Raw genomic sequence first — 21,318 nt, forward strand, 5'->3', positions numbered from 1 at the left:
CAGGCGACAGAACCGAACCGCGGACGCGGCCGGGGAGAACGACAAACGGCTTTCAGGCAGGTGCCTCATGGATAAGATGGACATGGTGTTTGAGACGTCGGTGGCGACGCACCAGGGGTGCATCCGCACCGCCAACGAGGACAGCTATCTCATGCGCCCGGGCACCGGGCTGTGGGCGGTATCCGATGGCATGGGCGGGCACCAGGCGGGGCAGATCGCCAGTTCCCTGGTGGTGGAGGAGCTTAGCCATGTGAAGGAGTGCGGCACCGCCAGCGGCTTCCTAGCAGAATGCACGCGCGGGCTGGTGTCCGCCAACGCGCGGCTGCGCTACCAGGCTCAAGCAATGAAAGTGGATACGATCGGCGCCACGGTGGTGCTGCTGCTGGTCCGTGGGAATGCCTATGCCTGCATCTGGTCAGGTGACAGTCGCATCTATCGCGTGCGCGACAGCGAGATCACGCAACTCACCCGCGATCATTCGGAGGCGGAGGAGTTGGTAGCGCGAGGCGTGATTTCACGTGAGGAAGCGACGAACTGGCCGCGACGGAACGTCGTGACCCGCGCCATCGGCGTCACCGAGGAGCCGGAGCTCGAAATCGTGGACGGTCTCGCGAAGCTCGGCGACACATTTGTACTGTGCAGCGATGGCCTCACCATACACGTGGACGATGACGAGATCTGCGACCTGGTCTCGAAGAGCGAGGCCAGCGACGCTTCCGCGGCCCTGATGAAGCTGGCCCTGGAGCGCGGCGGCCGCGATAACGTGACGGTGGTGGTGGTGCGCTGCGTGGCGCGCGAGCCCACGATCACCGATCCCGAGCGCAGCCTCGCGAGCAACTGGGCCGCCAGCGCATGAACTCGCAACGCCCTAGCGATCCGGGCGGCACTTGGCTGCCACCAGGCACCCGCCTCAACGACCTATTCGAGATCGACGAGGGCATCGCCGCCGGCGGTATGGGCGAGATCTATCGCGGGCACGCCATCGAAACCGGTGATCCGGTCGCCATCAAGACCATCCGCTCGGACGTGGCCGAGACGGAAACCGCCTTGGCCATGTTCCGAAAGGAGGCCCGGGCGCTCCACAATCTCAACCACGAGGCCATTGTCCGCTACTATGTCTTTTCCGTCGACCCCACGCTGAAGCGTCCCTACCTCGCCATGGAGTATGTCTCCGGCCCGTCGCTATCGGCGATGGTTCGAAACGGTGCACTCGGCCAGCAGGCGGTGCGTGTGCTGGGCGCTCGTGTGGCCTCGGGGCTGCAGGCCGCCCACGAACGCGGCATCATCCATCGCGACATCTCACCCGACAACGTGATCATCCCCGATGGGGATGTAGCCCAGGCCAAGATCATCGACTTCGGCATCGCACGACAGACCCGTGCCGCAGAGGCCACCATCGTCGGCGACGGCTTCGCGGGCAAATACAATTATGTCTCCCCCGAGCAGTTGGGCCTCAACGGGGGCGACGTCTCCGCCGCTTCCGATATCTACAGCCTCGGCCTCGTGCTGGCGGAAGCGGTGACTGGACGCCCCATCGACATGCGCGGCACGCCAGTCGAGATCATCGAGAAGCGGCGTCGCGTGCCCGATCTGTCCCACGTGGACGGGCATCTGCGCCCGCTGCTCGAATGGATGCTGCAGCCGGAGCCGCGCGAGCGGCCCGGCTCCATGACGGAGGTGGCCGCCTGGCTGCGCCGCGGTAGCGCCGCCACCCCCAGTTCGCGCGGAACCATGCCGCCCGAGGACATGACCGTGGTGTCGGTCCGCCCTGGAGCGCGCCCTCCGTCCGCCGCACAAAGCGCTATGCCGCGGCGCTGGACGATCATCGGCGCCACGGGGGGCGCGGCGGCTCTGCTTGCTCTGCTCGGTGGCGGAGCCTACTGGCTGATGTCCGGGCCGGCAGGCGCGCCAGCACCTACCGTGCGCCAAGATGCGCCCCGCCAGGACGCACCCTACCAGGACGCCGCTCGCCATCCCCCTGCCCCCGCACCCGGCCGTGGCGGTGCGCCGGCGGTGATCCAGATTCTTCCTGATGCGCCGGCTCCGCCCAGTCCCGCCGACATGGTCGGCTTCCTCGATCGCTACGCCCTGGCGGAATGCACATTCCTCGAACCGGTAGTGACAGCCGAAAGTCGTGCAGTGGGCGACGGCTTCGGCCGGACGCAGGGCGACTTTCGCTCGGTCGCCGCGGATTTCAAACGCGTGCACGGCCTCGGCCTCGACGTACGGCTGCAGGAGGTGACGCCGCCCCAGTGCCCGGTGGTCGATCTTGTGGCGCGGGCCCGTGGCGAAAAGGCCTTCGCGCCGCAGCTCGAGCTGGTATCCTACACCGTGCGCCAGGGCGGTGTCATTGATGGCGAGGCGTCCGCGCCGCGAGGCCGGCTCCTGAGCGTGGTGCTAGTGTTTGCAGACGGCACCGTGCAGGTGGTGGCGGCATCGATACGGGCCGAGGGCGCAGGCCTCCCGTTCCACCTCGCGCTCGATCCACGCGCCGCGCCGCCGGGGAGTTCTGTCCTGGTGGTCGCCCTCTCCTCCGCCCAGGCCATCCCCGGACTGCGAACTGACGCCTCGCTGCCGGCAGAGACTTTCGTGGCGCAAGCGAGGAGAGCGGAAGACCGCCTCGGCGCGGCGGCCCGCCATGTGGTGGTCAGGTGAAATAATTTTGAGGCCATCAATTCAATTGCACCTCGTTGACACTCAGGGTGGCAGCCAAGACAACTTGTCTTGAGGCTGAATGGTCGGACTAGGCTTGGCGACGGGGCAGATCTTTCATGCGGGCGCCACCCAAACAGCTCCTTCTGTCGGCGCGGTGAGGCGGCGCCCATGAGCGCGAACGACACCATCTCCTTCCAGAGCTTCACGCAGACCGTCGTCCTCACCCGCGGCCTGCTCCCGAGGGATGGGACCCTCCGGCCGGCGAGCGGAGAAGAGATCCGCGCCGCGCTCCGTACCCATCTGTCCTGCGACGCCGGCGCGGTGATGGAACTGGCCACCTTCTGGGTGGACAGCGGCGGGCGGCCAGTGAGCGTACTGCTTCAGGCGGAACTCATCGCCGAGGTGGCAACGGCGGTGGATGCCGGTCGCCTGCGTGGCCTGGTGTTCCGCGAGCCGACCTATGTGAGCGCGGCCGATCACCTGACCCTGATGGCAAAGGCGGCACTGGCGGTGCGCAGCTTCGACCCACGGCGCGACGGCCGCTCCCCGCCCCAGGACCGGCCGCTTCCGGCGGAAATGGAGGTCTACGATCGGTTCACCGCCGTCTTTCACCGCGCCTTGCCTCTGGTGGGCTCGGAAGCGCGCACCCAATTGGTGGCGCTGCTGGAGGACCCGGCCGACTTCGCCATCGCGGTGGGCACGCTCGTCGCGCTCGCCGAGCTGCACGCGGTGGCGGCTGGTGAGGTGATCGACGCGGTGGTGCTCACGGCCATCATCGCCTGCGCGATGATCAGGGGCATCAGCGTGTATTATGCGGTGCAGTCCGCGGTGGAGGCGGTGGTCCATTTCGTCGCCTTCATCGTCGGGACGGTGACGGCGAAGACCGAGCGCGACCTCGACCGCGCGGCCGAGCGCCTCGCGGCAGGATTTGCGTCGGTGGCGGTGGGCCTGTTCATGGCGGCCGTGGCGCGGGTCGCGGGCAAGTTCGTGGATTCGGCGAAGAAGGCGGGAAGCGGGAGGAAGGCGGTGCCGACCGCGACCAAGGAGGAGATGGCGGGGAAGAGCGGAAGTTCCGGAAATGCGCGACGCGCCGAAGCTCCTTCATCGCAAACGAAAAACGCATCTCCGAAGCCGACGACAGCGGACCTTATCGCGGGTCAGCCCCATAAGACGCTAGATGAGCTTTATCGCGTGGCCGAGCACCATCAGAGGACGCTCGCCGAGCAGGGTGCAAAAATCGCTGCTCAGCTCGGTGTCAAGTTCAAAAATCCCGGCATAAAGCTGAAGGCGACGTCTGAAGAAAAGATGATTCGAAAGAAATATAAAAACACATCAAAAATAACGGACGTTGTACGCGGAGGAATCGTGGTCGACACGCCAGATCAGGCCGATAAAGTTGTCGCAGAACTGTCAAAAAAATTTACGATCGTTGACGAGGGCTGGAAGGCGACGGAAAACGGATACATAGATCGAAAAATTCTAGTAAAATTCAATGATGGAACCCTTGGAGAGATTCAAATATGGGAAGCTAACATGTATAATGCTAAACAGGCTGGAACTCCGTTCTACAACAAGGCTCGTTCCCTGTCCCGCGGCGATCCGCAGCGGGCCGAATTGGAGCAGAAGCAGCGTGTCCTCTACTCCGACGCCCGAAAAAGAGCACCAAGGGCGTGGGCTGGCGTTGGGGCCTCGGAGGGCAGCGGCGGCAATGGTCCATAGAGTTGCGCGAAGTGGCTGCGCAGGGCGGCTTCCGACGACAGAAGGTAGGCATATGCCGCCTCGATCGGATCGACGTCCGACCACGGTTCGCCGGGATTGAAGACGGCCCACGCAGTCATTCCGTCGTCACTCAGCAGCATGGGTGTGTGATCCCAATCAAGAAATCGCATGTAAATGCTCCTTAATATTATTTTACAGGAGCCGTTGCATACGTTCAAGCGTTTGGCGTCCTTTGTTTGATCTGGTCACATGATTTCTTTCGAGCTCTGGAGGCAGCCGTGTCGTCGACGAATAACCAAACCGCCCTCGACCACCATCTCATCGAGGCCCTCTTCGAGGTCGTCCCCGAGGACTGGCAGGCATTCCGCTTCACCGTGACGCCGGCGGCGGCAGAGGGGGCGCCGCCGGTGCTGGCCTTGTTCAATCCCGATGTGGCCGGCGCCGAGGGGACGCCCAGCGCACAGGTCCGCGATCTTGTCGGCCAGATCGTGGCGCTGCTCGCGGAAGGGGGGCGACCCTGGCCGCAACTCACCTATTCCGGACATCTCGGCGCGGATGGGGAATGGCGGCTGCGGGTCGTCGCGCCCCTGCCGGAATGAGAGGCGCCACCCGCAAGCGGTACTCGCGCAGATGGAGCGGGCGGTTCGGGACGGCTCATGCGTGGCCCGGTTCGCCAACGGAACCGGCATGCAGAATCGGCTGGCGCCAACGGGCTTCTCCAGACTAAGATTGTTTCTATACATACCCGACCAACAGCGCCGGTACCGAGACGCCTCGCGCCACAGGACGAAATGCAACAGAGCCGAGCCACAGGCCCGGCACGCGGCCTCAGCCCTCCAACCGACGCCGCGTGGATAGACGGGCCCAAAGACCTCCTTTCACCTGTACCTGCTCCTTTGTCCTCTCCCTCCGAAAGAATTGGCACACTCCTTTTGTTTGGTATGCGCGCCATGGCGACCGGGCTACTCGGGCTCGCTCTCGCCGCCGCTCCGGCAGCCGGCCAACCGCAGAACCAAGCCGCCCCAGGCCAGCCCTCGGCCGACAGCGACCGCGGCCTCACCCGCGTGGTGGGCGGCAGCACGGCGCTGGAGGGCGCCTGGCCCTCCCAAGTGAAGATCTACGCGCCGGACCCCGCCGGGCGGGGGCGCATGCGCGCGCATTGCGGCGGCACGGTGATCGGCGCCACTTTCGTGCTCACCGCCGCCCATTGCTTCGTCGCGGCAATCGCCGGTGGCGGCCGGCGCCCGGCGGTGGCTGCGCAGGATGTCCTGGTGGTGGCCGGCGCGGCGCGGCTTCCCGCAGTCATCACCGCCGGCGATGCGGTGTTCCGGCAAGGCCTGCGGGTGCGGGCCATCATCCCCCACCCCGATTTTCAGCCTGCCACCTACGAGAACGACGTGGCCCTGGTGGAACTGGAGCAGCCTGCGCAGGTCCCCGCCTTGTCGGTAACGGGCGATGCACTCCGGGACGAGGACCTGGCCGGCCTCGCCGGGATGGTGGTCGGCTGGGGCCTCACCCAGGAAGGCGCCGGAGCCGACGCCGACCTTCTGCCCGCCGAGCTGCAGGAGGTGGAGCTTCCCCTGGTACCCATGGAGACCTGCCGCTCCGCCTATGCGGCCAGCGCGTTGAAGGGCAATGTCGTCGGCCCCGGCACCCTGTGCGCGGGCTTCGCCGCCGGCGGGCGTGATGCGTGTCGTGGCGACAGCGGCGGACCGTTGATGCTGCGTGGCGCGGCCGGCGGCTGGGTACAGGCGGGCATCGTCAGTTGGGGGGAAGGCTGCGGCCGGCGCGAGCGCTACGGCGTCTATACGCGCGTCGCGGCCTACGAAACCTGGCTCAGGCTGGTCACGCGGGGCCAGATGGCGCCATCCGCCCTGCCGTCCGCCCAATTCCGCCTGTCAGCCATGGATACCGGCGTCGGCGGCGCCCTGACGGCCCTGTCGTCGGACGGCACGATCGAGGCGCCGCTCGCCCTGCTCTCACCGGGTGAGGTAGCGCGGGAGGCGGCCCGGGTACCGCCCGGGGATCGCGCACTGGTGGTTGGCATCGACCATTATCCCGAGCCGCTCACCCTTGCCGGCTCCGGCAACGATGCGGCGGCGGTAACCACCCTGCTGGTGGAGGAACTGGGCTTCCGTCGCGACGAGGTGATGACGCTGACCCACGAGAAAGCAACACGCGCCAATCTGCTCGCGGCCATGGACTCCTGGCTGGTGCAGGGATCGCGACCGGGTGCGCGTGTGTTCTTCTACTACAGTGGGCAGGGCTTCCAGAGCCGCATCTTCCCCGCCTTGCGCGCCGGCGGCGCCGGTGTCGCCCTGGCGCCTGTGGATCTCGAATTGCTGCGCGCCCCGGACGGGCACGTGCGGGACGTGGCCAATGCCATCACGCCAACGGAGTTGCAGCGAGCGTTCCAGCGGCTGGCCAACCGGCAGGTGACGGCGGTGTTTGACACCAGCCAGGTTTCGCGAAGAGCGCTGCAGCGCCCCCCGCGCGCGCGCGCGGGGGAGCAGGGACTGATCCGCGCGGTAGAGGCGGTTGCTGATATCGCGCAAGATCAGGGCGAGATCCTGGTGCGCGCCGAAACGGCGGAAGCGGTCTTGCCGTCTTCGGCGGTGGTCTGGTTCGCGGCCGCGCCGGATCAGTGGGCCCTGGTGGATAGCGACACGGACACGCCGATGGGCGCCTTCACCCGGCGCTGGATCAGCAGCCTGCGTGCGGCGCGCCTCGTGTCAGGCGGCCGCAGCGGCGGCGCGCGGGACCTGCTGGAGAGCGTGCGCGGCAACGTCGCGCAATTCTGCGAGGGGGCCGTGGCCTTGTGCCGCCTCGGGGCTTCGCCGCAGCTGACGATGAGCGGAGCGGAGCGGAGCGCGTCCCTGCTTGGCGAGGAGCGCGCCGGCCGCGTCTTGCCCGCCATCGCCAATTCCGCCGGCCTGACGGTCGAATGGGTGGCCCCGGGCGCCCGCACCTTGCGCGTGACCACCCGCCGCGCCGGCTACCTGATCCTCCTCGCCATCGCCACAGACGGGAGGGTGCGGCAGATCTATCCGGATCCAGCGGCCCTTAACCGGGCACACCGGCCGCACCGGGACATCAACCTGCTGGCGCCCAGCGCGCCGCTCGTTTTTTCCGCCGCAGGGCTATCCGCGGGGACCGTGGTGATGGCAATCCTCGCGGACAAGGCCGTTCAGGCCCTCGATATGCCGGAGCGGCCTTCGGACACGGCAGACGGGCCCGGCGCACTGGTCCATCTTCATGGCTATATCAACGCGCTCCGCGCCCCCGACCCCGTGACCAGACGAGTCGAGGAGGTGGAGTGGTCGTTTGCGACCAGCACCGGGGGTGTCCCGGCCGGCGATGGGCGGCGGAACGCAGAGACGGGGCGGCGCACGCCATGACAGAAAATGCAACCAATGGTATGTTGGTTTGAAGACTGGGGATCGAACGATGAAACGCAGTGCGATCTGGATTGCTGGCATGTTGGCCCTACTGCTTTCGAGCCCGAGCGCAGGCGCCGCTCCGCTCGGGTGTGGAGGTGACATGTCGGCCTCTACGCCCACGCCAGCCCTAAATGATTGCACGACCGCGAGCGCGCCCGCCATCAGCGGCGCATCCGTTGCGGAACAAACCACGCCTGCGGCGACCACCGGCGCGGACACCGGCCCGGTCGTGGCGCCCTTGATCGCCCCCGCTCCCACCCCTATGCGGCGACCGCGCAGCGTTGTTGTCCTGACCACGCCGACGCCCCCTGCACCAGCCGTGACGGTGCGCCGGCCGATGGTTGCCGTCACGGACAGGCCTGTGGCATCGAGCCCGCGCCGTTGCACGAATTTGCTGTGTCCCTATTATATGGTGCTTGGCAATTAATCCTTGACGGAGCTGCGCAAGACGGCTTGGTCCATGCAGCGAAGCGATGAACTGAAGTCACCACGCGGATCAGCCGCTTCGGCCGCCGATTGATCCAGCCCGATGACTAGGATCTATGTCGTGTGGACAAAGCGGATTCCCAAATCGGCTGATATGTGATTCAAAGCTGTTCTTTGGGGAGAACAGCGGTGCTTCGCGGGCTGATCACGGACGAGGAATGGGCGCTCTTCGCGCCTTTTCTGCTGGAGAGCGGCGCGCAGGGCGGCCGCCCTCCCGCCGATCACCGCAGGGTGCTCGATGGGATCCTGTGGGTCACCCGCACCGGATCTCCCTGGCGCGATCTACCCGATGAACTGGGTAAGTGGAACTCGGTCCACCGACAATATCGCCGTTGGACTGCGGCGGGCGTCTGGGACGTGATGTTGAGCGCCCTGGCCCAAAGCGAAGTCTCTGACAACACAATGCAAATGATCGATTCCACCATCGTCCGGGCGCACCAGCACGCTGCCGGAGGAAGGGGGGGATTCAGAGAAACGGTATTGGCCGTTCGCGCGGTGGGCTCACGACCAAAGTTCATACCCGAGCGAATGCGGAGGGGCTTGCGGTCGGCTTCAGCGTGACGCCCGGCCAGGCCTCGGACATGGCGGCCTATGGCGACCTGATGGACGAGGACGCACCCGATCCCGTCGCCATGCTCGCCGACAAAGGCTATGACAGCGACGCCATCCGGGATGACCTTGAAGGCCGGGGCATCGAGCCGGTCATCCCGACCAAATCGAACCGCAAGATCCAGCGCCCCGTCTGCCGGAAGACCTACGCCCACCGCAACCGCATCGAGCGCTTCTTCAACAAGATCAAGCACTCACGACGCGTCGCGACGCGCTACGACAAGCTCGCGTCCAGTTTCCTCGGCTTCGTCCAACTCGCGACGATCCGCATCTGGATCAGGTTCGTCCACACGACCTAGCGCTTTTTCGAACGACGTGGATACTGTTGGCGTGAAGAATGCGCCTCAACACAAAGATCCAGAGTGATTGTCGTGAGCCAAGGCGAACGGAAAATGCTCTCCCCCTTTCGGGGTGGAGCGCCGCCAAGTAGATGTCGGGGGCGACGCGGCCCCTGACGGTTGCCAATTGGGAGCACACGACACCCGCCGATGGGTCGCTCTGCTGGGGCGCCTGGAGTGTCTTTATACTGTTGACCCGCCAACAAAGTCCCTACGCACAGCTCGATTCGCCCGCCCGCCTCGGGACGCCACCCAAGGGCATGATACGCCCAACTGGTCGCACCCGCCGGATACCCAAGAATCATGTTGTATTCGCGCAACATACGAACGAGAACGCACCGCACCAGAAGACGCGTGCTGCCAATGGGGCATCGCCCGGAGTGCGACCGGTCCGACCCTAGCCCACCGGGGCTTCCGATCAAATGCTTCTCGAATCGATGAAAATTCCAGAAAGTTAGAGCCACGTCGGAAAACTGACATGCCGATACTGTAGAGTTGCAATACTACAAAATAATTGTAACCATAAGGCTTACCCCTTGTGGGTTGTGCGCCCCCCCGCTAGCGTCCAACGTGATTGTGATGTCGGCGAGAGCTGGCACTTCGCTTCAGGGGGCGGCGAATGACAGTGAAGTATAGCGGTGCCAACCGCGGCGTTGAGCATGGGTTTAATATGCTCCGCATGGATACGGATGCAGGTTTTGCTGGTTCGACCCTGAGCCGGCAGCGCCACCTACTCAGCAGCAGCACCATTCTGGCCGCGTCCCTGGGAATCGGCCTCGCGCTCGCAGCACCCCGGCCGGCGGTCGCGGAAGTGCTGAACCTTGGCGGTGGCGACCAGACTTTCAGCTTTGGTGGCACTGGCAGCGCCTGGGACAGGAACTTTACCTTCACGGCCTACAGCCCGACGGTCGTGGTGGTGACCGACTGCTGCCTCGTCGGCGATCAATTCCAAGTCTTCAATAACGGAGTTTCCCTCGGCACGACATCGGTGCCACCGCCTGTGAGCGTGGGCACCTTCACCGTTTCGCCGGGCGCAGCCGACATCACGGGCATCGCCATCGCCAGCCCTTACGGAGATGGCGGCGGTTATATCCGGGGTTATTCCCTGTACATCGACCCCTCCCAGGCCACCTTCAACCAGAACGATCCGGCCGCACAGCAGAACCCGATGGTGTTCAACGGCGGGACCCTCAAGCCCATCGGTGGCAGTGAAGTCACCTTCGCCCAGCCGGTGAGCATCCTCGCCACCGGCGGCACCGTCGACACGAGCAGCGCCGATACCAGGTTCAATGGCGAGGTGACGGCCCAGGGTGATTTCACCAAGAAGGGTACCGGCACCTTCACTGTCGCCGGCGGCGCCGGCTTCAAGGACGTGTACAACACGGCTGGCACTTTCGTGGTGGCGAGCGAGGTGACGGCCACCGGCCTTACCAATTCCGCCGGCGCGCACTTCAACGTGGTCGACGACGGGTCCTTCACCACGGGCGCCACGGTCAGCAATTACGGCACCATCGAGGTCTTCGACGGCGGCAAGTTCACCGCTGGCGGAATGAACAATGCCGCGAACGCCACCATCAAGGTCTACCAGGGCGGCACATTCAACGACGACCTCGACAATGCCGGGACCATGACGAACGCCGGCGTGAGCAACGCCATCGTCGCGACCAATACCAGCACCATCACCAACACCGGCACCGGCGTGTGGACCGGCGCGGTGAAGACCAATCAAGGCAGCATCACCAACGAGGCCGGCGCCAGCTGGACCGGCGCGGTGAGCAGCAATTCGGGAACCATCTACAATCAAGGTGCGGGGACTGAATGGATCGGCGCTGTAGTCGCCAACAGCGACACAGTCCGTAATCGATCGGGCGCCAGCTGGACCGGCGACGTTGGTGTGGATGGTGGAGCGGCCAATACGGGCCACATTTTAAATGAAGGTGCAACCTCGACCTGGACCGGAAATGTCGAGAACAACGGCATCGGCCTTGGCATCGAAAATGCTTACTCGGCCACGTGGAGTGGTACCGTCAAGAACGCCGGCCACATCTATAACAGCACCGGCTCCACTTGGAACGGCAATGTACTTTGGAACGACGCGCCCAGCGGAGTGATCTACAACGACGCAGCCACTTGGAACGGCTCCGTCGTAACTAATACGGGAAAGATTTATAATCAATATGATGCCGTATGGAGCGGTACGATACAGCAGAATTCCGGTACCATTTTAAATCAGGCTGGGTCCACCTGGACCGGCGCCGTGGTCGCCAACTCCGGGCAGATCACAAACTACGAAGGCACATGGAACAGCGGAACCATAGGCGCGGTGCCGGTCAATCCCGGCGACCCGCAGATCGGAAACTCCGGTACGATCCAGAACTTGGGTGGCGGCGCTTGGTCCGGCGACGTTGCGAACAATCTTGCCGCTGGTAGCATCCTTAATGATAGCCTCGGCACCAAATGGACCGGCAACGTTCTTCACAACGCGGGGACGATCACCAACCAGCAGTTCGCGACTTGGAACGGCAAGGTGGTGTTGAACCAGGGTCAGATCCAGAACAAGTCCGCGACCTGGAAGGGCGGTGACATCGAAGGCAATTCCGCCCTTGCCACAATCACCAATACCGGATGGGGCGCCTCCTGGTCCGGCGCGGTGAAGAGCAACGACGGCACCATCTACAACCAGGACCGCGCCTCCTGGACCGGCGACGTGGCTGCGAACTCCGTCGGCGCGCTCATCGTCAACGACAATGCCACCTGGACCGGCGCCGTTTCCAATGACGGCACCATACACAACCAGAACCATGCGATTTGGACCGGGGACGTAAAGAAGAACACCTCCAACACCAGCATCCTCAATGACAACTCGACCTGGACCGGCAACGTCATCGCGAACACAGGAACCATCTGGAACCAGAATACGGCGATCTGGAATGGCCATATCGTCACCAACGATGGCGAAATCTATAACAAATCGAAATCGCACTGGAACGGCAATGTTGTGAGCAACAATGCCGCCGGCGCCATCACCAATGACGGTCTGGAAACCGTGTGGACCGGCGCCATCACCAGCAATGCCGGCGCTGTCTACAACCAGAACGGTGCCAAGTGGGACGGGGCCGTCACCACCAACAGTGGCACCATCACCAATTATCTCGGCGCCAAGTGGGTCAACGGCGCGGTCGGTTCCAACCTCACCGGCGCCGTCATCACCAATGACGGGGCCGGGACTGAGTGGACCGGCGACATCACCAGCAATGCCGGCGCTGTCTACAACCAGAACGGCGCCAAGTGGGACGGGGCCATAACCACCAACAGCGGCACCATCACCAATTATCTCGGCGCCAAGTGGGTCAACGGCGCGGTCGGATCCAACCTCATCGGCGGCGTCATCACCAATGACGGGGCCGGGACTGAGTGGACCGGCGACATCACCAGCAACGCCGGCGCCGTCTACAACCAGAACGGTGCCAAGTGGGACGGGGCCATAACCACCAACAGCGGCACCATCACCAATTATCTCGGCGCCAAGTGGGTCAACGGCGCGGTCGGCTCCAACCTCATCGGCGCCGTCATCGCCAATGACGGGTCCGGGACTGAGTGGACCGGCGACATCACCAGCAACGCCGGCGCCGTCTACAACCAGAACGGTGCCAAGTGGGACGGGGCCATAACCACCAACAGCGGCACCATCACCAATTATCTCGGCGCCAAGTGGGTCAACGGCGCGGTCGGTTCCAACCTCATCGGCGCCGTCATCACCAATGACGGGATCGGGACAGAGTGGACCGGCGACATCACCAGCAATGCCGGCGCTGTCTACAACCAGAACGGCGCCAAGTGGGACGGGGCCATAACCACCAACAGCGGCACCATCACCAATTATCTCGGCGCCAAGTGGGTCAACGGCGCGGTCGGTTCCAACCTCATCGGCGCCGTCATCACCAATGACGGCGCCGGGACAGAGTGGACCGGCGACATCACCAGCAATGCCGGCGCTGTCTACAACCAGAACGGCGCCAAGTGGGACGGGGCCATAACCACCAACAGCGGCACCATCATCAACGCTCTCGGCGCCAAGTGGGTCAACGGCGCGGTCGGATCCAACCTCATCGGCGCCGTCATCACCAATGACGGCCTGGGCACGGAGTGGACCGGCGACATCACCAGCAACGCCGGGGCCGTCTACAACCAGGACCACGCCACCTGGACCGGTGACGTGGCGGCGAACTCCATCGGCGCTCTCATCGTCAACGACAATGCCACCTGGAACGGCTCCGTTTCCAATGACGGCACCATCCACAACCAAAACCATGCGGTCTGGACCGGGGACGTAAAGAAAAACACCTCCAACACCAGCATAGTCAATGACAACTCGACCTGGAATGGCAACGTCCTCGCCAACACCGGAACCATCTGGAACCAGAATACGGCGATCTGGAATGGCGATGTCCTCACCAACGATGGCCACATTAACAACACGCTGGATTCGAACTGGAACGGCAATGTTGTGAGCAACAACGCCGCCGGCGTCATCACCAATGATGGGGCGGGCACGGAGTGGACCGGCGCCATCACCAGCAATGCCGGCGCTGTCTACAACCAGAACGGCGCGATCTGGCACGGCGACGTCACCGATAACGTGGGGACCATTGTCACGACGTCGACCTGGGACGGATCGATCACGAACTCAAATTACCTGCGCGCCGAAGGGGCAATCACCAAATTCGTCGTGAATAATGCGGGCGCGACCACCAAGGTGGCCGGAAATCTCGATGTCGGTGGCAATTTCACCAATGCCGGCCTCGTCGATATGTCCGATGGGACGAAGACCTATCAAACCCTCAAAGTAGGCATGAATTTCGCGGGCACGGGCGCATCGACGGTAGCCATGGACATCGACCTGTCCTCGGGCAATGTAAGCGGTCCCAGGGCCGATGTCGTGGTCGCGGGCAGCATCAGCGGTTCCACCAACCTCCAATTCCAGAGCGTCGGGACCAAGGGTCTCTTCGGGCAAGAAATCACGGTGGCCGAAGGGGCCAGCGCAGCCAACGCATTCTCCACCACCACCCTCGGGTCGAACGGGCTGGTCGACTACAACCTGAAGCAGGACGGAAGCAAGTGGGTCGTGACGTCGTCGCTGAATCCCTCGGCGGGCTCCATCGCGGGGACGGTGGCGGCCTCGCTGATGACCATCACGACTGGCTTCCTCGAATCCACCAGTGCTTTTGTCTCCGGTCCTGCGGATCCGGTTCGTGACCAAATCTCCTACGGCCTATGGACGCGCGTGAAGGCGGGTAGCTACAACGTCGACAACGTATCGACCACTCAGGTCGTGGGCGCCAGTTCCGCGGTGTCGGAAGCCGGGACGTTCAAATCGAACTTCAACGGTTTCCAGGTCGGCGCCGATGTGAGCCGCTCCGACATGGGCGGCTCCGGCTGGACCGGTCATGTCGGTCTAACCGCCGGCGACGTTTGGCTTGACAACACGCTGCAGAACTACGCCGGCGTCTCCTCTCAGGTGGAAGCGCCGTTCTTCGGGGCTTATGCGGCCCTCGTCGGGCATGGCCTGTTCGCTGACGTCCAGGTCCAGCGCAATATCTACAACATTGACCTGACGAATACCCAGGCACTGCTCATGAGCAGCCCGACGAACGCCGACGGCTGGACCGTAGTCGCCAGCGCAGGTGGCGTGATCCCGTTCGCCGAAACGTGGTTCGTCGAGCCCTCCGTGGGCTTGAACTATGCGACCGCGTCAGTGGACAATGTGCTGCTGCCCGGCGGCAGCGGGGTCATCAAAACCGACACGATCGACAGCTTGATCGGCAGCCTGCGGCTGCGTATGGGCACCAGTTTCACCGCCGGTCCGAACCTCGTCCTTCGTCCTTCCGTCCAGGCGAGCGTCTGGCATGAATTCGCCGGTGACGGCGGCGGCCTTTACGATGATGGCCAGGGCGGGGCCGCCATCATCGGCATCTCCAATATCGGGACATTCGGTCAGGTCGGCGTCGGCCTTTCGGCCCAAGCCCTCGATACGGGCGTTCTGGGCTTTATCCGCGCCGACTATCGCTTCGGCGAGAACATCGACGGCGGATCGTTCACCGGCGGCCTGCGCAAGCAGTTCTGAAGTGTCCTGATCCATGAATGCTGCATGGACCAGGAATCATTACAATTCTACAGAGACTGAATGTCCATTAAGGTTCCGTCATCTTAATTTGAACGGGCCCCCAAATGGGGGGTCCTTGTAGCGCAGAATGCGACACCTAATCTCTGGTTGCTGATGAGGCGATCAGGTTTGGCGCAGGACGACCGACACAAACGGGGCGAGATTTGGGGTCAGGAGGCGACGAGGTGCCGCGCGGCAACCGTCTGGCCGCACCAAACCGCCCTTCGCACGTGTGGCGTGATCATGTGAGCTCGGGACCCAAAGAGCTTGGGACTGGTGCATTGAAAGCACAGACCCATCGTTGCTTGGCCGGGTCGGGCTGTCCACCCGGGGCTGGTCAGAGGTCCAGCCTCCCGATGTGTTTTTTCATGTACTCAAATTTGCATTCTTAAAGTATGGAAATATTTTGTCGCGTAAATTGTAGGTCGAAATATGTTACTTTATAGATTTTCAGCTCTCACAGACGCCTACCTCGAAGGTGCAGCCAACACGGTTACGAGCGGCACCTATTGTCATATATGTCATACATGACCAAAAACGACCGACAATTAATATTATTAAATATGGTATTTTTGCATGTCCTGCCCAAACATACTGCTCTTAGTAGTTTATGTTTCTGATCAAACAGGCGCACATTCGATGACACTCGAGTTCAGAATATCGAACCTAGATCGTAGGCTGGATGTCAAAATCCTGGATTGCCTGCAGCGTGCACGCGCGCTGTTCTTTGAACTACTTTGCCAACGAAGTGCAGATCAGAATGCCGACCTAATGACGGCCCTGAACACTGATGCAACGTATATCATCGCGGAATTCTATTACCGGCTGAAAGCTCAGGGGATCGACGAACCTCATGATCTAGAACGCCTTGCCAACGACCATAATCTGCGCCTGGGACGCGTGAGCAGCGCGGAGCGCAAAGCCGGCCGGCCTATCCCGAAACCGGAGCGGATCCAGCACGCCATTTTCAGTAAGGACGTCATGATGCGTCTTCTACAGAATTGGCGCGAATACAAGGGCGCGATCGACCAGTCAAATCTGGCCCGCCTCTTGGTGATGGAGATGTCGACGGAAACCTGCCGAAAGGCCGTGGTCGCACTTGCCAAGGCAGGCTGCCTTGATCGTGTACATACACCGTACGGGACAACCCTGGTGATTTCCAAGGGATGGCTCGAGGATGTCTTCGAGACGGCCCTCAAATCGCTCTATGTCTGCATTGAACAAGCACATTCTTCGGCCACGGCCGCTGGACAGCTGGGGAGCGCCGCCACCTGATCGCCCCCCTTTCATGAGGGGACACGGAATCACGGCACGACGAAAAGGGAATCCCAGCATCGAATCGGCGTTCGGAGAAACCGCTCTAGTCGTGCGGAAAGTGACAAGGATAGCCGATCAGAGATCGAGGTCCAACGGCAACACGGCTGCGAGGAAGCCGCCGCCAAGGACAGGGACGGCTGCTCAGGGGCGCCTACTGTCATCAATTCGATTGCCCGCATGCAAGTCCGTGAAATTACATCGCTATGTCAATCACATATGTGTTCGCGCTTTCATCCGGAGCGGCGCGCCAATAATTTCAATGAACCCGCCTGCTCCTCGCTCGCCTTTGGCGAGGCGCTTCATTGAGGCTCGGTGGATCGGTTCGACACCGTCAGCATCCACACGTGCCGGAGCGCCTGCCTCCATCGATATGACAAAAGCCGGTCGCGAAGGCACCAGAGCCTAGCTGGACCTGATTTTGATCAGCAGGAAAAGGCGAGCACCTCAGGGACCTCGCAGGGTCGCTCATTGAGGTGGCTACCGTGATTGCGCCCGGAAAAATGTGTTGACCCTTTCGGCGGCGCCACCGTCCCGGCCAGATGCCTCATTAGATGCTGCCAGCGGTCATCAAGGGTGCGGCTGGCGGCTCCGGTGAGCGCATGACACATCGCGCTGGTGACCTCGTCGAGGAGTTGAACCCATGCGTCCCACTATCGTGTTATCGGCGATTGCCACCAGCCTTTTCCTCTCCATGGGCGGCGCGTCTCAGGCCTCCCAGAACAAGGCCGACGGCGGCGACAGCGCAGCGCCGATCACGCTCCCATGGACTGCCCGCGGCAACGAGCCGGGCTGGGTCCTGACGCTGGATGCCGGTCAAATGCGCTACCGGACGGCGGACGGCGCCCTCAAGATCGAGGCCGAATTGCCCAAGCCCGAGTTCCGGGATGGCACCTGGGTCTATCGCGCCCCGCAGGCCGACCTCGCCGTGTCCCTCCAGCGGAAAATCTGCCGCGATACCATGACGGGAATGCCAAGCCCGATCAGCGCCAGCGTTCAGGCCGGCGGCAAGACCGTGACCGGTTGCGGCGGCAACCCATCCGACCTCCTTGGCGGCGGCGAATGGCAGATCATCGCCATCGGCGACCAGGTGGTGCCGGACGGGGTGAAGGTGAGCCTCACGTTCGACACCGCCGCCGGCCAAGTCTCCGGAGCTTCGGGATGCAACCGGTATTTCGGCGCATTCAAGCTGAGCGGCGAAGGATTGAGCTTTGCTCAAGGGATGGCCGGATCGATGATGGCCTGCGAAGAGGTTCCGGCAGGGATCGAACGGGCCTTCCTGTCCGCCATGGCCAAGGTGCAACGATTCGATATCGGCTCGGATGGTTCGCTGCTCCTGATCACGACCGACGGGGTCACCCTGAAATCCAAGGCGCGGCCGGAAAAATAGGTCCGCTGCGGCCGGTGCATGGGGCATCCCGCCGGCCGCCGCGCGTCGATGGGTGAGGCCATGTCATCGTTTCCACTGCCGCGGACGGGCGACCTCATCGCGGGGCTCTGCGTTGCAGGGCTCTTGCTGCCCGAGGCGGTGGCCTATGCGAGCATCGCGGGCCTGCCGCCGCAGCAAGGCATTTTCGCCGCCGTCGCCGGATGCTTCGTCTACGCGCTGGCCGGGCGCAGCCGGTTCGCCATCGTCTCGCCCACCTCGTCGTCCGCCGCCATCCTGGCCGCGACGCTCGCAACCCTGCCGGATGAAGGCGCCGTGAAGCTCGCAGCGACCACGGTGGTGGTGGCGCTGGTCGGCGGCTTCCTGCTGCTGGCGGCCGTGGTGCGGCTGGGAAACTTCACGGGGTTCGTCTCGCGGCCGGTGCTGCGCGGGTTCGCCTTCGGGCTGGCGATAACCATCATCGTCCGCCAGCTGCCGCACCTGGTGGGGGTGGAGGCGGGATCGACCGACATCTTCCATCTGGTCCCGCAGCTCATGCTGGAGCTGCCGCGATGGAACCCCTTCGCCGTGGCTTGCGGCGGCACGGCTCTGGCTGTGCTGCTGGCGCTCAGGCGGTTCCCGGCGATCCCCGGCGCCTTCGTTGTCCTTGCCGGCGGGGTGGCCGCGTCCACTTTCTTGCAACTGGAGGCGCATGGCGTCGCCGTGGTCGGAACCATCGACATGGTTCCGGCCTGGCCCTCCTGGCCGTCCCTCGGCTGGGCGGATTATTCCCAGCTCGCCCGCTTCGCCCTGCCGCTGGTCCTCATCCTCTTCGCCGAATCCTGGGGCACGATCCGGGCGCTTTCGCTGCGCCATGGCGAACAGGTCGATGCGGACAGGGAGCTGGCAGCCCTTGGCTTTGCCAATATGGCCAGCGCGCTGGCCCAGGGCATGCCCGTGGGCGCCGGATTTTCGGCCGGCAACGCCAGCGAGGCGGCCGGAGCGGCCACCCGCGCCACCGCCATCGTCACCGCGCTGGGCCTCGCGATCCTGGTGATCTTCGGCGGGAATTTCGTGGCGCGGCTGCCCGAGCCGGTGCTGGCGGCGGTGGTGATCGCGGCCCTCGTCCACGCGCTGGATCCGGCGCCGCTCGTGCGCCTCTGGGCTCTGGGACGCGACCAGTATGTGGCCGTCGCCGCGGCGGCGGCCGTGCTGGCGCTTGGCGTCCTGAACGGCATGCTGGTGGCCATCGCCCTGTCCCTCACCGCCGTGGTGCAGCGACTGGCGGAGCCGCAGGTCGCGCAGCTGGGGCGTCTTGGAACGACGCACGATTATGTCGATCTCGCCCGCCATCCAGATGCCGTCGCCCCGAAGGGCATCGCCATCTGGCGACCGGCACAGCCGCTGTTCTTCGCCAATGCCGACCGGATCATGGGCATCATCGCAGCCAGCTCCCGTGCCGAGCCGGACATTCACGCAGTGGTGGTCAGCCTGGAGGAAAGCTTCGATCTGGACAGCACGGCCCTCGACGCCCTGGTGGAGTTCGATGCCGTCATGCGCCAGGCCGGGCTGCGCCTGCAGCTCGCCCGCGCCCATGATCGTGTCCGCGATCTGCTGGCGGCCGCCGGAGCCCATGATCTGGTGGCCCGCTGCAGCTACAGCGTCGACGACGCGGTGGCGGCGGTGCAGCCTTAAAGCGTTTTCGAGCGAAGTGGATACCGGTTCGCGTGAAGAAAACGCGTCGAAACGAGATTTTGGAGCGATTGCCGTGAGCCAAGGCGAGCGGAAATCGCTCCAGCCTCTCAGGGACCCCAGCCGCCGCCGAGGGCCTGGAACAGGCTGGTGGCGGCCAGCAAACGCGCCAGCCGCACCTGCGCCAGCCCGTTCTCGGCGGTGAAATAAGTCTGCTGCGCCTGAAGCACGGCGACGAGGCTGGTGGTTCCCCCCGCCAGCTGGGACTCGGCCACGCGGAAAGCGGTGCGCGAGCTTTCCACCACATCGGCCTGCAGCTTCACCTGCTTGTTGGTCTGGTCCAGCGCCACCAGCGCCTTCTCCACATCGGCGAAGGCCGACAGGATGGCCTTGCGATAGACCTGCAGGTCCTGCACCTGCACGCCCTTGGCCTGGTCCAGCTGGCTCTGCAGCAGGTAGCCGTCGAAGATGGGCTGCGTCAGCCCCGCAACCAGCGTGTAGTACCAGGCGCCGGGGGCGAACAGCGCCTGGAGCGCCGCGCTCTGCACCCCGCCGGTGCCGGTCAGCTGGATCTGCGGCAGCATTGCCGCCCGCGCCGCCTCCACATTGTAGCCGCCGGCCAGGAGCTGGGCCTCGGCGAGGGCGATATCGGGCCGCCGGGTGAGGAGGTCGGAGGGCAGTCCCGGAGTGATGCGCGGCACGGTGATCTGCGAGAGACTCCCCTGCGGCGGGGTGAGCGCGACGGGGGTGCGCGCCAGCAGCACGGCCAGGGCCGCCCAGTTCTGACGCAGGGTGATCTCGATGGGCGGGATCGAGGCCCGCACCTGCGCCACCAGCGCCTCCTGCTGCGACACGTCGAGCTGCGAGACGGTGCCGCCGGCGAACTGCCGCTTCACGATGTCGAGGATGCGCGTCGCGGCGGCAAGGCTGTTCTGCGCGATGCGCAGCTGGTCGCGAGCGCCGAGGATCTGGAAATAGGTGTTGGCCACTGCCACCTGGGTCGAGAGTGTCACCACATCGCGATTGAACCGCGCCGCCGCCGCGTTCTCCTCCGCGGCGAGCAGGCCGGAACGGTTCTTGCCCCAGAAGTCCACCATGTAGCCGGCCGACAGGCCGAGAATGTACTGGCCGCTGGTGCTGCCCGGATTGCCGCTGCTGCCGCTGGAGCGAATCTGCGCGGCGGAGCCGGCGAAGGTGAGGTTGGGGTAGAGGGGCGCGCCCGAGATGCCGACCTGGGCATCAGCCTGCACGATTTCAGCGGTGGCGACGGCGATGTCGAGATTGTCGATGTTCGCTTCCGCCACGAAGCGACTGAGGTCGCTGGAGCGAAAGCTCCGCCACCATTCAGGCGGCGGCAAATGCGCATTGGGGTTCGCCGGCCCCTCCACATAATGGGTGGGCGTGGCGATCCCGACGTCCGGCGCCGGCGTCTGCGGCAGGCAGCCGGCGAGCAGCAGCGCAAGGGCGCCCACCGCCACAAGCGCCCCGCTCGGGAGACGCCGACGCGAGCCTGCCGGCGCGGCGACGCGCCCAAAT

At 64.3% G+C, this 21,318-nt stretch carries 10 protein-coding genes and 1 pseudogene; 10 read left to right on the plus strand and 1 reads right to left on the minus strand.

All coding sequences use genetic code 11. The features are described from left to right. Positions 1–67: 67 nt before the first annotated feature. From FZ033_RS01060 to FZ033_RS01105, 10 genes and pseudogenes are all read left to right on the plus strand, one after another. On the plus strand, positions 68–856 hold the full coding sequence (locus tag FZ033_RS01060; protein WP_149574333.1) for a PP2C family protein-serine/threonine phosphatase: 789 nt from the start codon (positions 68–70) through the stop codon (positions 854–856). Beyond that, positions 853–2,655 (plus strand): serine/threonine-protein kinase, encoded by a 1,803-nt coding sequence (locus FZ033_RS01065; RefSeq protein WP_149574334.1) that lies wholly within the window; start codon positions 853–855, stop codon positions 2,653–2,655. The genes FZ033_RS01060 and FZ033_RS01065 overlap by 4 nt, the downstream gene beginning before the upstream one ends. Positions 2,656–2,823: 168 nt before the next feature. Further along, a complete protein-coding gene (locus tag FZ033_RS01070; RefSeq protein WP_149574335.1) occupies positions 2,824–4,374 on the plus strand; it encodes a nucleotidyltransferase family protein in 1,551 nt (516 codons plus the stop codon). 278 nt (positions 4,375–4,652) lie between these two features. After that, the gene (locus tag FZ033_RS01075; RefSeq protein ID WP_149574336.1) at positions 4,653–4,973 is read left to right on the plus strand and encodes a hypothetical protein; all 321 of its coding nucleotides are present in this window, start codon (positions 4,653–4,655) and stop codon (positions 4,971–4,973) included. 351 nt (positions 4,974–5,324) lie between these two features. Beyond that, positions 5,325–7,772 (plus strand): trypsin-like serine protease, encoded by a 2,448-nt coding sequence (locus tag FZ033_RS01080; RefSeq protein WP_188079231.1) that lies wholly within the window; start codon positions 5,325–5,327, stop codon positions 7,770–7,772. Between the two features lie 657 nt (positions 7,773–8,429). Continuing rightward, positions 8,430–9,208, plus strand: a pseudogene (locus FZ033_RS01085) (IS5 family transposase). Positions 9,209–9,866: 658 nt separating this feature from the next. Continuing rightward, on the plus strand, positions 9,867–15,371 hold the full coding sequence (locus tag FZ033_RS01090; RefSeq protein WP_149574338.1) for a beta strand repeat-containing protein: 5,505 nt from the start codon (positions 9,867–9,869) through the stop codon (positions 15,369–15,371). Positions 15,372–16,049: 678 nt separating this feature from the next. Beyond that, entirely contained in the window at positions 16,050–16,685 is a 636-nt protein-coding gene (locus tag FZ033_RS01095) for a hypothetical protein (protein WP_149574339.1), read from the plus strand. Between the two features lie 682 nt (positions 16,686–17,367). Further along, a complete protein-coding gene (locus tag FZ033_RS01100) occupies positions 17,368–18,114 on the plus strand; it encodes an META domain-containing protein (RefSeq protein WP_149574340.1) in 747 nt (248 codons plus the stop codon). Positions 18,115–18,174: 60 nt separating this feature from the next. Beyond that, a complete protein-coding gene (locus FZ033_RS01105) occupies positions 18,175–19,785 on the plus strand; it encodes a SulP family inorganic anion transporter (protein ID WP_149574341.1) in 1,611 nt (536 codons plus the stop codon). A gap of 107 nt (positions 19,786–19,892) precedes the next feature. On the opposite strand, the gene FZ033_RS01110 is transcribed toward FZ033_RS01105, so the two are convergent. Then, positions 19,893–21,260, minus strand: a complete 1,368-nt coding sequence (locus FZ033_RS01110; protein WP_149574342.1) for an efflux transporter outer membrane subunit — start codon at positions 21,258–21,260, stop codon at positions 19,893–19,895. Positions 21,261–21,318 lie beyond the last annotated feature (58 nt).

The organism is Xanthobacter oligotrophicus, from assembly GCF_008364685.1.
GTDB lineage: Bacteria > Pseudomonadota > Alphaproteobacteria > Rhizobiales > Xanthobacteraceae > Xanthobacter > Xanthobacter oligotrophicus.

Coding starts and splice junctions, on each gene's coding strand:
- FZ033_RS01060 (WP_149574333.1), top strand. CDS start 68: ATGGATAAGATGGACATGGTGTTTGAGACGTCGGTGGCGACGCACCAG.
- FZ033_RS01065 (WP_149574334.1), top strand. CDS start 853: ATGAACTCGCAACGCCCTAGCGATCCGGGCGGCACTTGGCTGCCACCA.
- FZ033_RS01070 (WP_149574335.1), top strand. CDS start 2,824: ATGAGCGCGAACGACACCATCTCCTTCCAGAGCTTCACGCAGACCGTC.
- FZ033_RS01080 (WP_188079231.1), top strand. CDS start 5,325: ATGGCGACCGGGCTACTCGGGCTCGCTCTCGCCGCCGCTCCGGCAGCC.
- FZ033_RS01090 (WP_149574338.1), top strand. CDS start 9,867: ATGACAGTGAAGTATAGCGGTGCCAACCGCGGCGTTGAGCATGGGTTT.
- FZ033_RS01095 (WP_149574339.1), top strand. CDS start 16,050: ATGACACTCGAGTTCAGAATATCGAACCTAGATCGTAGGCTGGATGTC.
- FZ033_RS01100 (WP_149574340.1), top strand. CDS start 17,368: ATGCGTCCCACTATCGTGTTATCGGCGATTGCCACCAGCCTTTTCCTC.
- FZ033_RS01105 (WP_149574341.1), top strand. CDS start 18,175: ATGTCATCGTTTCCACTGCCGCGGACGGGCGACCTCATCGCGGGGCTC.